The organism is Chryseobacterium arthrosphaerae (assembly GCF_001684965.1).
GTDB lineage: Bacteria > Bacteroidota > Bacteroidia > Flavobacteriales > Weeksellaceae > Chryseobacterium > Chryseobacterium arthrosphaerae.
In genome coordinates this window covers 2,892,399-2,906,905 of the sequence record NZ_MAYG01000001.1, presented here as the reverse complement: position 1 = coordinate 2,906,905, position 14,507 = coordinate 2,892,399, and the positions used below count along the sequence as shown (strand labels likewise).

The window sequence follows — 14,507 nt, the reverse complement described above, 5'->3', positions numbered from 1 at the left end:
TTTAAATTGAACGGATAATATCTGCAAAAACTCCACTGGCGGTTACTTCAGCTCCCGCTCCTGCTCCTTTTACCACTAATGGCTGTTCAGAATACCTAATGGTTTTAAAAATGACGATATTGTCTTTGCCGTAAAGATGGTAGAGATCACTGTCAGGGGCTACATGCTGTAATCCTACTTTTGCCTTTCCCTCTTTGAACTCTGCCGTATATTTTAATATTTTGCCTTCCTGTTTGGCATTATTAAAAAGGTTTTTAAAATGATCCTCATACTGTGTCAGCTTTTCATAAAAATCATCTACATCTCCCTGCATGCATTCTTCCGGCAGAAAACCGATATTCTCAATATCTTTAAACTCCAGAGGATATCCTGCTTCACGGGCAAGGATCAGGATCTTTCTGGCCACATCAGTCCCGGAAAGATCAAGCCTTGGATCCGGTTCTGTATATCCTTCTTTCTGCGCCTGTGCCACTACTTCAGAGAATGTTCTGCTGCCGTCATAATGGTTGAAGACAAAGTTTAACGTTCCGCTCAGCACTGCCTGAATCGAGTTGATTTTGTCACCACTTTTGATCAGATCACTGATGGTTCCTATAACCGGAAGTCCTGCTCCTACATTGGTCTCAAAATAGAAACTGCAGTTGTGGTTTCTGGCGGTATTTTTGAGTGCTTTATACACTTCAAAATCTGATGAAGCCGCTATTTTATTGCAGGCTACGATATTGATGCTTCTTTCCAATAAGCTTTGATAGACCTTCGGGACTTCGGGGCTTGCTGTGACGTCAACAAATACGGAGTTTCTTAAGTTCCGAGATATGATCTCCCCGGCAAAATCCTGAACAGAGGCTTTTGTACTCTGATCATTCCAGCTGAGGTAGTTTTCGTAAGAAATCCCCTGATCTGAAAACAGCATATTACGGCTGTTGGAGATCCCCGCAATTCTAAGATTGATTGAAAAGTTTTCCTGCAGATAAGCATTCTGATCATAAATCTGCTGGATCAGCTTTGAACCTACATTTCCGATTCCGCAGATGTAAAGATGGATTTGCTTTATTTCCGACTCAAAGAATTCTTCATGAAGTACATTCACCGCTTTTTTACTGTCCTTTTCTGTAATGACAATACTGATATTCCTTTCGGACGAGCCCTGTGCTATGGCTCTTATATTGATGCCGTTATTTCCGAGGCAGCTGAACATTCTGGCGCTTACACCGCTTCTGCTTTTCATATTTTCTCCTACCAGTGCTACAATAGAGAGTCCGGTTTCAATTTTTACAGCATACACTCTTTTCATATTGATATCATCAGCGAATGCCGAATTGATAGCATTTTCTGCCTGGAAAATATCTTTTTCATGAATGGCAATTGTTATAGAATGTTCGGAAGATCCTTGTGTGATAAGAATGACATTGATTTTTTCCTGGCTGAGACAATGGAATAACTTTGCGGAAATTCCCGGAATACCTACCATTCCGCTGCCTTCTAAAGTAAGGAGGGCAATACGGCTCATATTGGAAACTCCTACTGCTACCTGCTGTTTTTCACTTTCTGACACTTTAGGATGATGAGAAATCAACGTTCCCGGTGCTTCAGGAGCAAATGTATTTTTTATAAAAAGATCAATGTTTCTGATCATTACAGGCTGAATGGATGGCGGATAGAGTACTTTGGCTCCAAAATGAGAAAGTTCCATCGCTTCATGATAAGAGATCTCTGCAATGGGTTTGGCATTGGTTGCCAGACGGGGATCAGCAGTCATCATACCGCTTACATCTGTCCAGATCTGTAATTCTTTTGCATCAATAGCTGCCGCAATGATAGAGGCTGTGTAATCAGAACCGCCTCTTCCCAATGTTGTCGGGCTATTTTTCTGATCACTGGCAACGAATCCCGGTCCGATAATGACAGCGTTCTGATGTTCGTTGAGATAGATTTTTAGATTATTTTCGGTGATGGCGAAATCTACTTTGGCATTTGTAAAATTGCTGTCTGTTTTGATAAGTTCTGCAGAGTTCATCCATAAACAGTCCAGCTCTTCATGCTGAAGTCTTGCTGCGATAATGCTGGAAGAAAGAAATTCGCCATAGGAAGTAATTCTGTCTTTTATTTTATCTGTCAGTTCACCCAGCACAAAAATACCATTGCAGATGTCTTCAATATCATTGAAATGTTTTTTAACAAAGCTTAACCATGAACTTTGTGCCAACACGGGGATCAGTTCTTTTACGAGATTAATATGTTTTTCTTCGAGGGCTTTGATGATCTGAAGATAAGTTTCATCTTTCGCAGAAGCAGATTCTGCCCCTTTGATCAGTTGATCGGTAACGCCGTGAAGTGCAGATACAATTACAACAATCCTGTCTTTCAGTGATTCTTTTTTTATAATCTTTTCTACAAGAATAATATTTTGAGCATTGGCGACAGATGTTCCGCCGAATTTTAAGATTTTCATCAATTATTTATTTAGGGTTAGGTAAAAGTGAAATAGTTACTCTTCAAAAAAAGAGTACAGGGTACCGGAAATAATATGTGAAAATTTACCCCGTTATGGGGTAGTTGTTGTAGTTGTTGTGAATGTAGAAACAGAAGATACTCCTGAAATAGGTGATTTCAGGATAGAAATATCAGATATGTTTCTAAATAAACTCATTGTAACGGAACAAATGTACAAATTTTTTTGAAACAGGCACGTTTTCTTCAAAAATTAAATCATTAAAAATCAATTACCTGTGTTAAAAGGGTGTTTTGTTTTCCAATAATATAAGTTAAAAGCAATTATTGATGAATTCTTTTGCATCATGTTTCATATCGAATAATCGGGACGATTCTGTTTTAAATTCAGTCGTGAAAATTGTAGCACTCCCTTACCTAATTAAAAACATTTTTACAATCCTTTATTGTTAAATCTTATGGTTGTGATTAATTTTTTGCATACCACAAAATGTTTTGTTATATTTATAAGGCAAACTAAATCAAATCATTATGAAAAATTCAAAAAAATTAAACAGAGAAAGTTTAAGAGCTATTATTGGGGGTACAATGGACAGCTGTGCTGTTGATCTTGACTGCGGGCCGAAAGGTTGTGCAATATGCACAGATTTAAGAGGACGTAAAGTCTGTTTTTATCTTTATCCTTATGATCCGTCTGTTCCGGGGAGCTGTATGGTTCTTGAAGGTTAGAAAGATTGATCAAGATTGATTCAGGACCTGAGACTCAATATCAGAAAGCGATATTTTACGGTGCTTTTCTATTATTTCTACCGATTGTGATTAATTTTTGCTTACAGTACAATGTTTTTATTATATTTATAAAACAAACTAAATCAAAACATTATGAAAAAATCAAAGAAATTAAACAGAGAGAATTTAAAATCAATTAATGGTGGTCATGATATCAACGACTGTTTTGAATATTGTCCTGCCGGACCTTACGGACCGGATCAGCCGAGATCATGCGCCGATTATTATGCTTTACCTGAGTGCTGCAAAATGAGGGTTTTGGTAAGCTATGAATGCTTTGACCCCCGTTAAGGAAAAGTAATAGAAAATTAAATCCATTATCAACTTAAAATCAATAAATCATGAAAACAGTCATTAAAAAATTATCAAGGGAGGAAAAGAAAAGTATCAGTGGCGGCTTTACTGCTATCCAGATTGAAGCCTGTGGCGGTGAACAGTTTGTATGCTTCCGTCAAGGCGGATGGGGCTGCTGGCTGAAGCCGGGAGGAACCTGCTATGCTCCGATGCTGTAATATGTATTAAAATAAATCAAATAAACTTAACAATATGAGAAAATTATCAAGAACAAAATTAAAAGATATTAAAGGTAAAGGAATGGCAGGATGCGCAGGATGCCCAACAACAGGAAACTATGGGGACGGACCTGAATATACCCATAACTGCTGGAACTACTGGAGTTTACCGGCTAACTGCAGAAACTGTGTAGATGTAAGTGCAGATTGCTATGGCCCTGATTATTCTGACTTTTATAACTAAAAAATTAAAGGTCGATATTAACGGATAAATTAAAAACGGCTATGAAAAATTTAAAGAAACTGAGCAGGCAGCAACTGGGCGAATTACAGGGAGCTGCAGGGGCCAACTGTACAGGATGTCCAAGAAATACAACTTATGGAAACGGTCCTAATGATGCTCCGTGTGATGCCTATCATATGCTTCCTTTACGCTGCAAAATGTGCGTTATCGTAAGTATAGAATGTATGGATGGGGGAGTGTCTTAAAAAAAGATTATGACCTCAACAAAAATAAAGCTGCTGCCTTTCTGAGGCAGCCGCTTCGTTTTATTTTATGCTTTTTGAAAGATCAAGCATGGCCTCAATAGGTTTCAATGCTTTTAATCTTAATTCTTCGTCGATGAGAATCTCAGGAAGTTCATACTTCATACATAAGTACAGTTTCTCCATGGTGTTGCGTTTCATGTAGAAACATTCTGAACAGTTGCAGCTTTCATCAAAAACAAGGGCAGGAATTAATTCTTTATGAGGAGCACGTTTTCTCATTTCGTGCAGAATACCTTCTTCTGTAGCGATGATGAATTTCTGGCAGTCGTCTTTCTCTACATAATTCAACAGGGCAGAAGTAGAACCTATGAAGTGGGCCAGCTTAAGAACAGCCTCTTCACTTTCAGGGTGCGCAATCAGTTTTGCATCCGGGTTGTCTGCCAGTTGTTTTGCAATTCTTTCCATAGAGAATGCCTCATGCACTACACAGCTGCCATCCCAAAGGATCATATCACGGCCGGTTTTCTTAGAAAGATATCTTCCAAGGTTTTTATCCGGTGCAAAAATGATAGGTCTGTCTTTTGGAAGGGCTTCAATTACTGTTTCAGCATTTGAGCTGGTGACGATGATATCACTTTCGGCTTTGGTTTCTGCATTACAGTTGATGTAAGTGGCGATCAGGGCATTGGGGTGCTGTTCACGCATCTTTCTCAGTCCTTCTCCGGAACATCCGTCTGCCAGAGAGCAGCCTGCCATAGTATCCGGAAGAACTACTTTTTTAGTTGGGTTCAGGATTTTGGCAGCTTCAGCCATGAAGTGTACTCCACAGAATACGATCATGTCAGCATTTGTTTCTTTAGCCTGTCTTGCCAGCTGTAAAGAATCTCCAAGGAAATCAGCGATATCCTGAATTTCTCCCGGCTGGTAATAGTGAGCAAGAATGACAGCATTCTTTTCTTCTTTAAGCTTAAGAATAGCTTTTACCAGTTCTTCTCCCTGAGGAATGGCAATATCTTTTATATCCAGAAAACCTTTTACAGGAATTGCAGATTTAGCTTTTTCTAATGTTTCGGTACTCATATCAACCTCAATTTTTTATGATCAGAAGTTAGAGGTTAGAAATCAGAAGTTAGATTTTGAGAGTATTTGATTACTTCCATCTTCTGGCTTCCATTTTCCAGCCATTAATTACTGATAAAACTTTTTATTAAACTTTCTATTTCTTTTTTTGCTACATCAAGATCGGTATTGATAACGATCCTGTCAAACTCGCCGGCATAGGACATTTCTTCTTCTGCCTTTGCTACACGGGTTTTGATGGTTTCTGCATCATCTGTGTTTCTGGAGATCAATCTCCGTTCCAATTCTTCAATGGAAGGGGGTTCTATAAAAATAGACAATGCTTTTTCTCCGAAATATTTTTTCAGTGAAATCCCACCTTTTACATCCACATCAAAAATAACAACTTTTCCCTGATTCCAGATCTTTTCCACTTCAGATTTTAAAGTACCGTAATATTTATCAGTATACACTTCTTCAAATTCTACAAAGGCATCTTCTGAAATCTTTTGTCTGAATTCATCGGGCGTTAGGAAATGATAGTCCACGGCATGCACTTCACTTCCTCTCGGTTGCCTCGTTGTACAGGAAATCGAAAATTTCAGCTCAGGAAATGTTTCCAGAGAATGTTTTACCAATGTAGTTTTTCCGCTCCCTGATGGTGCTGAAAATATAATTACTTTATCCATTTTTTTTGGTTCGGGTTTCAGGATTGTGAGTTTCAGGCTGTAATTCTGCAGTCTTTGCATCCGGAATTACCTCGCATCCCTAATCCTGTAACTTATAATACGTTTAACGTTTGCTCTTTTATTTTTTCCAGATCATCCTTCATCATCACGACCAGTTTCTGGATCGCTGCATGGTTGGCTTTTGAACCTAATGTATTGATCTCTCTTCCGATCTCCTGAGAAATGAAGCCCAGTTTTTTTCCGTTGAAAGATTCATTATCCATTACATCTTTATAATATTTCAAATGCTGGGTAAGCCTTACCTTTTCTTCTGAAATGTCAAGCTTCTCAGTGAAATAGGCCATTTCCTGGTAGAAACGGGTTTCATCTACGTTTTCAAATTCTTTCAGAGCCTTTTGATACCTTTCTTTTACGCTTACAATTCTTTCTTCTTCAAAAGGAATCACTTCACCAAGATATTTTTCAATATTTTCAATGTTCCTGTTCAGTTCTTCATGCAGAATATTGCCTTCGGTTTTTCTGAATTCTTCGAAACGGTCTACAGCGGCATTGACGATCTTAGCCAATGCTTCCCATTCACCATCAGTCAGTTCATCAGGTCTTGAGCTGATCGCATCAGGAAGTCTTACCGCCATTTTAAGGTATTCGAAATCGGGACCGTCTGAAGCAATGTTTTTAAGTTCATTGATATAAGAATCAATTAAGCTTTTATTGATTTTTACATCATTAGATTCTTCAAGATTCTCTAAATTGACGTAGCAGTCTACTTTTCCACGGATAATTCTATCATTAAGAATTTTTCTGATCTCAAATTCTTTCTCTTTATAACGTAAAGGAATTTTGATATTCAAATCAAAGCTTTTGCTGTTCAGAGATTTAATATCTATTGTTATTTTTTTTCCTTCAAAAACACCTTCGGCTCTACCGAAGCCAGTCATTGATAAAATCATAGTTTTTTATTGTTCTACAAAGATATACATTTAAGTCTATATTTTGGTTAATGTTGAATAGCTGTAAGATGGAGACAGAAAGCAGGAAGATTGCTGTGAATATAAATGATATCTCCGGCCTCAGACTTACATCCGCCGGTAAATTAAAACTCATTTTTGTAAATTAGCGCAGTGAAAAAGAAAAATTTGATTTCTGTAGTAGGTCCCACCGGAATTGGTAAAACAAAACTGGCCATTGATCTTGCCCGGCATTTCAATACGGAGATTGTTTCCTGTGATTCCAGACAGTTTTTTAAAGAAATGAAAATCGGAACAGCAGCACCCTCCGAGGAAGAGCTGGCGGCCGCACCTCATCATTTTATCGGAAATCTTTCTGTGGAAGACTATTATTCCATAGGGCAATATGAAGAAGATGCCTTACAAAAACTCAGTGAACTTTTTAAAACCCATGATACCGTTATCCTGGTTGGTGGAAGCATGATGTATGAAAAAGCCGTGATTGAAGGTTTGAATGATCTTCCTGAAGCCAATGCCGGAAACCAGGAGAAACTTCAGAAAATAATGGATGAGGAAGGTATTGAAAAGCTTCAGAATATTTTGAAGGAGCTCGATCCGGATTATTTCAGTATAGTGGATATTCACAATCACAGAAGGCTTCTGCGTGCGATAGATGTTATCTGGCAAACGGATAAAAAATATTCGGAACAGATTGCCGTTTCACAGGACTCCAGGGATTTCAACGTAATCAGGATAGGAATAGATGCTCCGAGAGAAGAGTTGTATGACAGAATCAACCGCAGAGTAGATATCATGATGGAGAAAGGGCTGCTGGATGAGGTGAGGGGATTGGAAAAATTCAAAGGGCTTGCCGCTTTAAACACGGTTGGATATGCTGAGCTATTCAAATATTTTGATGGAGAATGGGATCTTGATTTTGCCGTTTCAGAAATCAAAAAAAATAGCCGCAGATATGCGAAACGTCAGCTGACCTGGTACAGGAAAGCGGATGATATTCATTATTTACCATTAGGGTATTCTGAAAAAGACTTTGAAGATTTGCTGCAATGGATTGCGGAGGAGTTTGAAAAGTAAATATTTTTATATTATTAAACACTTTAAACATTGAAAATATAGATTCCTACGGAATGACAAACTGGGATGCTTAGTTTATCCATACACTATGTCATTCCGTGGGAATCTAAGTTTAAATTCATATTGTAATAAACAGAAACAATACAAAAATGCGGCTCTGAAAAGAACCGCACCTCAAACAATATAATTAAATTTACTACTTCCAACCGCCGCCCAGCGCTCTGTATAAATCTACAATGCTGCTTAATCTCTGTCTTTTGATGGAAGCAAGATTGAGTTCTGCCTGTAATGAATTCCCCTGTGCTGTAATCACTTCCAGGTAATTGGCTGAACCTCCTTTGTAAAGAAGCTGCGCACTTTTTATTCCGTCTTTAAGGGTAGTAGATTGTTCTGTGGCCTTTTGCTCCTGAATTTTTAAATTTTCATTGGAAACCAGCGCATCGGAAACTTCACCTACAGCGTTCAGTACAGACTGACGGAATGCCAGTACATTTTTCTCTCTTTGAATTTTAGCTACTTCGAAATCAGTTTTCAACTGTCTTTTCTGGAAGATCGGTTGCGTAAGTCCTCCCAGAACTGATCCGAACAGTGAGGCAGGAATCTGAAACCAGTTATCAAATTTAAATGAGTTGACCCCACCATTGGCTGTAATCTTTAATGAAGGATACATGCTGGCCTGGGCAATTCCCACCATCGCATTGGATTCCAGCAAAGCCAGTTCCTGCTGACGGACATCCGGTCTGCGGCTTACCATAGCTGCCGGAAGTCCTGCCGTGATAGTCTGAGGAAGAGAAGTATCAGACATTTCAATCGTTCTGTTTACTTTATTAGGAAGTTCGCCTACCAGAATACTCAATGCATTTTCCTGGATCGCAATATTCTGTTCAAGCTGGGCAATCAGAAGTTCCGTTGCTTGCTTCTGTGCTGCTGCCTGTTGTACTCCCAAAGAAGTGTTATCACCGCTTTCCCACATTTTTTGAGTCATTAACAGGGTATTGCTGGTCAGTTCCAGATTGGATTTTGCAATAGCCAGTTGTTTGTCAAGCATCAGCAGGTTGTAATATCCCTGCGCAATAGCTGCTACCACCTGAGTCTGAACAGCTTTCGAGCCTTCATAAGTCTGAAGATACTGCATTCTTGCAACTTCCTGCTGGTTTTTGATTTTTCCCCAGATATCTGCTTCCCATGAAAGGTTGAAGGCTGCATTATAATCTTCAACATGGCTTGATCCTAAAAATAAATTTAAGCTTTGTCCGTTCATGCTGTTTTTGGAAGGTTTTGAAATCTGTCCGCTTACTCCGAACCCAACATCCGGATATTGCATATATTTTGCCTGTTTCAGTTTTTCCTGTGAAGCGGCTACCTGCTTTAAGGCAATCTGAAGATCATAATTATTTTTAATTCCTTTTTCAATCAGTTCCTGCAGAATAGGGTCGTTGAAAAACTGTTTCCACTCCAGGTTGGCAATACTGGCTGTGTCAGCAGTTGCCGTATACTGAAACTTTTCAGGAAGCGGAAGGTCCGGTTCTGTGTAAGCCAGTTTTGACACGCACGAAACAGAACCTATGGCTATCGCAAATGTTAAAATAATATTTTTTACTCTTTTCATAGTTTTTAAACTTTTGAACTGAATACAAAACTTAGAGAGGTTCTGTTGATACAAAAATTATCTTTAGTAGGAGAAAATAGTTAGCTTTTTGAACCATTAAGAAAAGGACAGTGAATAATTGATCCTTTGATCTTAAAATTTTCTCTAAGTTTTTGTAATTCATTTTTTATTAGTGTGTAGCAGCTAAAAGTTCTTCTTCCATCTGTTTTTTTAGAAGTCTTTTCTTTTTTCTGCTCGGCATTTTTTCATGCAGGTACTGGAAGACTACGTACATCACAGGAATAATAAAGATTCCGAATACAACTCCTGTCAGCATTCCTCCTACAGTACTGTAACCGATAGAGTGGTTTCCTTTTGAAGAAGCACCCTGAGTCCATACCAGCGGAAGCATTCCCACGATGAAGGCAAAAGAGGTCATTAAGATCGGTCTTAAACGTAATCTTGATGCCTGAAGGGCAGATTCAATCAATGTTTTTCCTGCCTTTCTTCTCTGTACGGCAAATTCAACAATCAGGATGGCATTCTTCGCCAATAGCCCGACAAGCATGATCAATCCTACCTGAACGTAAATATTGTTATCGATTCCGGCTAATCCCGTAAAGGCAAATACTCCGAAAATTCCTGTAGGAATTGTAAGAATAATGGCAAACGGAAGGATATAACTTTCATATTGAGCAGCCAGAAGGAAGTATACAAACAGAATACTCAGGAAGAAAATAAATGCAGTCTGCCCGCTGGTTTTGATCTCTTCACGGGTAATCCCGGTCCATTCATATCCATATCCTCTCGGAAGGGATTGCTGGGCTACTTCTTCTACAGCTTTAATAGCATCTCCTGTACTGTATCCGGGTTTTGGAGTTCCGTTAATCGTTACGGCATTGAAAAGGTTATTTCTTGTCACTGTTTCAGGACCGAAAGATCTTTTCAGGGTTACCAATGTTTTAGCAGGAACCATTTCTCCGGATTTGTTTTTTACATAAATTCCTTCTAAAGAGTTTACATCCGTACGGTAAGGAATATCAGCCTGGGCCATTACCCTGTAATATTTTCCGAATCTGTTGAAGTCCGATACAAAACTACTTCCGAAATAGATCTGCATAGTCTGCATAAGCTCTGTAACGGAAACGCCCAATTGATTCGCTTTATCCGTATCCACATCAATCGTATATTGCGGATTTCCTGCAGCATAAGTGGTGAAAGCAAAAGCTATCTCGGGACGTTTCATCAGTTCTCCAATGAATTGCTGAGTGGTTGTTCCCAGCTGTTCAAAAGACCCGTTCGTTTTATCCTGCAGCATGAATTCAAACCCGGAGACGTTACCGAAACCTTGTACCGTAGGGAAGTTGAAGAAGAATGCATTGGCATCTTTTACCTGGCTTACTTTCCCTGTCAGGGTTGCTGCAATCTGATCAGGGTCCTTCATTTCTCCACGTTTGTCGTAATCTTTAAGTTTAATAAACCCTGCAGAATAAGGAGATGCGTTGGCATTACTGATAAAGTTCATCCCGTCTGCCACCCAAAGGTGATTGGTTGCTTTTTCTCCGTTGATGATCTTATCGATCTGTTCCGTAGCCCTGTGGGTTCTTTCCAGTGAACTTCCCGGAGGAGTATTCACGGCGTACAATACAAATCCCTGGTCCTCAGTAGGTATAAATCCTGACGGAGCTTTTTTGATCAGGAAGACACTGGCTGCTGTAATGACAACAAGACCTCCTATCGCTACCCATTTGTTTTTAATTAAAAATTTAAGGCTGTAGATATATTTTCTGGTCATGCTGTTGAAGCTCGCATTGAAGGCATTGAAAAATCTTGCTCCAAAACCTTTCTTTTGACCGTGTTCACCGTGTTCCCCCTGAGGATCATTCAGGAACATAGCACATAAGGCAGGACTTAATGTTAATGCATTCACTGCTGAGATTAAAATCGCAATAGCTAATGTAAAGGCAAACTGTCTGTAGAAAACCCCTGCAGGCCCCTGCATGAAACCAACCGGAATAAATACGGCACACATTACCAGTGTAATGGAAATAATAGCACCTGAAATTTCACTCATGGAATTCATCGTGGCATGTTCTACAGGCATTCCCGTCTGTTCCATTTTTGAATGGACGGCCTCTACCACAACAATGGCGTCATCCACTACAATACCAATGGCCAGAACCAATGCAAACAGTGTAAGCATATTGATACTGAAACCAAACAACTGCAGGAAGAAGAACGTTCCGATGATGGCTACCGGTACTGCAATGGCCGGAATTAATGTTGATCTGAAATCCTGAAGGAAAATATAAACAACAATAAATACAAGAATAAAAGCAATAACAAGTGTTTCCACTACCTGATGGATCGAAGCATCCAGAAAGTCTTTCGAGTTATACATGATAATGGGTTTTACTCCTTTTGGAAGAGTGGTTTCCATTACTTCAACCTGTTTCTCAATTTCAGTCAGGATTTCATTGGCATTGGATCCTGCTGTTTGTAAGATGGCAAATCCCGCAACCGGTTTTCCGTCTACTCTGTTTGTCGCAGTATAAGTATAAGAACCGAATTCTACCCTTGCTACATCTCTTAACCTTAGGAAAGAGCCGTCACTGTTTGCTTTGATCGCAATATTTTCATAATCTTCATCCTTATTCAGTTTACCTTTGTATTTAAGGATATATTCGTAAGTTTCCTTACTTCCCTGGCCAAGACGACCCGGCGCTGCTTCAAGATTGTGGTCTTTGATGGCTCCCAGAACTTCCTGTGGAGAAAGATTGTTGCCGGCCAGACGATCCGGTTTCAGCCAGATCCTCATGGAATAATCCCTTGTTCCGAATACCTGGGCCTGAGCCACCCCCGGAATACGCTGAATCTGCGGGATAACGTTGATCTTCAGGTAATTTTGAAGGAATAACTCATCATATTGTTTGGCATCTTCACTGGTCAGTCCCATGAACATGATCATACTGTTCTGTACTTTCTGCGTAGAGATTCCGGCCTGCACTACTTCCTGGGGAAGCTGGCTCATGGCTTTGGATACACGGTTCTGAACGTTGACCGCAGCATTATCCGGATCAGCTCCCTGTTTGAAGAAAACACTCAGGGTCATGGTACCGTCATTACTGGAGTTAGAGGTCATGTAGGTCATATTCTCAACCCCGTTCACTGCTTCTTCAATAGGCGTTGCCACCGAACGGGCCACCACTTCAGCATTGGCTCCCGGATAGAAAGCCGTTACCTGTACACTGGGCGGGGCAATATCCGGGAAGAGGGCAATCGGTAAATTAAAGAGAGATAAAGCTCCCAATAATAAAAGTATGATGGAGATGACCGTTGAAAGGACCGGTCGTTCTATAAATTGTTTTAACATAAGAAGTTTATTTTTTTAAGTCTTCTGTATTCAAAAAGAATTACAAAGGTTTAGCTCTCAGCAAGCTGTCGGAAGAAATATTCTTCGGGTTGATAGAGGCACCGTCCTTTAAGTTTCCAATCCCTGTGAATACAATTTTTTCTCCCGGAGAAAGCCCTTCGGAAATGAAGTAATAGCTGTCTGTTTTTCCTGAGATTTTAATAGGTCTTCCGGTTACTTTTTTGTTCTTATCCATGATGTATACATAGGTTTTATCCTGAATTTCGAAAGTAGATTCCTGTGGGATGACCACTGCATTGGAAATCAGCTGAGGCATACGTACTCTTCCTGTGTTTCCGGTTCTCAGGGTTCCGCTTGCATTAGGGAATACTGCACGTACACTGATGGCTCCGGTGGTTTTATCAAACTGTCCGTCTACAATACTCAGTTTTCCTTTTTCAGGATATGTGCTGTTGTCGGCAATCACCAGATCTACCATAGGCATATTTTTCAGTTTTTCTTCTAAAGTAGCACCCGGATATTTATTCTGAAATGCAATGAAATCAAGCTCACTCAGAGAGAAATAAGCATAGATCTCACTGATGTCGGATAATAGCGTCAACGGATTGGGATCTGTTCTGGAGATCAGGCTTCCTTTTTTGTAAGGAATTCTTCCAATATATCCGCTTACCGGAGCTGTAATGGTAGTAAATCCTACATTGATTCTGGCGCTTCCTACAGATGCTCTGGCCTGCGCTGCGGCTGCAACGGTTGCTTCGTAATTGGCTTTCGCTGTTTTCAGCTGTACATCAGAGACTACTTTAGCGGCTACCAGAGGCTGAAGTCTGTCTACCTCCACTCTTGCTTTCTGTATATTGGCGTTGGCTGCCTGCAGGTTGGCCTGTGCCATATTCATCTGTTCGCCATAGCTTCTGGAGTCTATTTTAAATAACGGCTGTCCGGCTCTTACATAAGCTCCTTCCTCTACATATATTCTGTCCAGGTAACCATCTACCTGGGATCTGATTTCAACGTTGTTTTTCCCTTCTAAAGCAGTGGGGAATTCCTGATAGGTAGTTGCGGGGGAGGTGATAACGGTATAAACCGGAAGCTCTGGAGCCGGTGGTGCGGCATTGGATCCTTCTGCGGCTTTGGTGCAGCTCTGTAAAAGAATGATACTTGAAATAAGTACAATTAATCTTGTTTTTCCAGGTATTTTCATTTTGGTTTAATTTTTTTAATGAAGTGTTAGATTGTAAGTAAAGTTCTTGTGATAAATGCTGTTTTTTTTCCTAACAGTGTTAATGATTTGTTCAAAAAAAATTACAGAATTTTTAATGTCCGATAATGTCAATAGCTTCCATAAGTGAAAATTGTTTTTAATAATTTAAATATATAATGAAGGTGTAAGGTGTGTTAATTTTGCTAACGGTGTTAATTGATAAGTAAAAAATGATTACTTTTAACCCCTGAATGTATCTGTTTTACTTAAACAATATTTTTAGTTTTCAATTTGTTCGTTAGAATGATCTGAAT

The 14,507-nt window shown here is 39.5% G+C and carries 13 protein-coding genes; 6 read left to right on the top strand and 7 right to left on the bottom strand.

All coding sequences use genetic code 11. The features are described 5' to 3' along the window. Position 1: 1 nt before the first annotated feature. A complete protein-coding gene (thrA, locus tag BBI00_RS13085; protein WP_065399181.1) occupies positions 2–2,452 on the bottom strand; it encodes a bifunctional aspartate kinase/homoserine dehydrogenase I in 2,451 nt (816 codons plus the stop codon). Positions 2,453–2,982: 530 nt separating this feature from the next. Here thrA and BBI00_RS13080 point away from each other — a divergent pair. From BBI00_RS13080 to BBI00_RS13065, 5 genes are all read left to right on the top strand, one after another. Continuing rightward, positions 2,983–3,180, top strand: a complete 198-nt coding sequence (locus tag BBI00_RS13080; RefSeq protein ID WP_065399180.1) for a hypothetical protein — start codon at positions 2,983–2,985, stop codon at positions 3,178–3,180. Positions 3,181–3,333: 153 nt separating this feature from the next. Then, entirely contained in the window at positions 3,334–3,531 is a 198-nt protein-coding gene (locus tag BBI00_RS13075; protein WP_065399179.1) for a bacteriocin-like protein, read from the top strand. Positions 3,532–3,581: 50 nt separating this feature from the next. Next, positions 3,582–3,752: a hypothetical protein gene (locus BBI00_RS23345; RefSeq protein WP_165602521.1), complete on the top strand. Its 171-nt coding sequence runs from the start codon at positions 3,582–3,584 to the stop codon at positions 3,750–3,752. 34 nt (positions 3,753–3,786) lie between these two features. Then, positions 3,787–3,996, top strand: coding sequence for a hypothetical protein (locus tag BBI00_RS13070; protein ID WP_065399178.1), 210 nt, complete (start codon positions 3,787–3,789; stop codon positions 3,994–3,996). A gap of 41 nt (positions 3,997–4,037) precedes the next feature. Beyond that, positions 4,038–4,241: a bacteriocin-like protein gene (locus BBI00_RS13065; protein WP_065399177.1), complete on the top strand. Its 204-nt coding sequence runs from the start codon at positions 4,038–4,040 to the stop codon at positions 4,239–4,241. A 60-nt stretch (positions 4,242–4,301) separates the two neighbouring features. On the opposite strand, the gene nadA is transcribed toward BBI00_RS13065, so the two are convergent. The 3 genes from nadA to BBI00_RS13050 all read right to left on the bottom strand — a co-directional run bounded on the left by nadA (position 4,302) and on the right by BBI00_RS13050 (position 6,927). Further along, positions 4,302–5,321 (bottom strand): quinolinate synthase NadA, encoded by a 1,020-nt coding sequence (gene nadA, locus BBI00_RS13060; RefSeq protein ID WP_065399176.1) that lies wholly within the window; start codon positions 5,319–5,321, stop codon positions 4,302–4,304. Between the two features lie 104 nt (positions 5,322–5,425). Next, complete coding sequence (gene gmk / locus BBI00_RS13055) at positions 5,426–5,989, bottom strand: guanylate kinase (protein ID WP_065399735.1); 564 nt, start codon at positions 5,987–5,989, stop codon at positions 5,426–5,428. 92 nt (positions 5,990–6,081) lie between these two features. Next, positions 6,082–6,927: a YicC family protein gene (locus tag BBI00_RS13050; RefSeq protein WP_229049277.1), complete on the bottom strand. Its 846-nt coding sequence runs from the start codon at positions 6,925–6,927 to the stop codon at positions 6,082–6,084. Positions 6,928–7,110: 183 nt separating this feature from the next. On the opposite strand from BBI00_RS13050, the gene miaA reads away from it, so the two are divergent. Next, entirely contained in the window at positions 7,111–8,031 is a 921-nt protein-coding gene (gene miaA / locus BBI00_RS13045; RefSeq protein ID WP_065399174.1) for a tRNA (adenosine(37)-N6)-dimethylallyltransferase MiaA, read from the top strand. Between the two features lie 196 nt (positions 8,032–8,227). Here miaA and BBI00_RS13040 read toward each other — a convergent pair whose 3' ends face one another. The 3 genes from BBI00_RS13040 to BBI00_RS13030 all read right to left on the bottom strand — a co-directional run bounded on the left by BBI00_RS13040 (position 8,228) and on the right by BBI00_RS13030 (position 14,193). Further along, on the bottom strand, positions 8,228–9,640 hold the full coding sequence (locus BBI00_RS13040) for an efflux transporter outer membrane subunit (protein ID WP_065399173.1): 1,413 nt from the start codon (positions 9,638–9,640) through the stop codon (positions 8,228–8,230). Between the two features lie 169 nt (positions 9,641–9,809). Beyond that, positions 9,810–12,992 (bottom strand): efflux RND transporter permease subunit, encoded by a 3,183-nt coding sequence (locus BBI00_RS13035; protein WP_065399172.1) that lies wholly within the window; start codon positions 12,990–12,992, stop codon positions 9,810–9,812. Positions 12,993–13,032: 40 nt separating this feature from the next. Next, positions 13,033–14,193, bottom strand: coding sequence for an efflux RND transporter periplasmic adaptor subunit (locus BBI00_RS13030; RefSeq protein ID WP_065399171.1), 1,161 nt, complete (start codon positions 14,191–14,193; stop codon positions 13,033–13,035). Positions 14,194–14,507 lie beyond the last annotated feature (314 nt).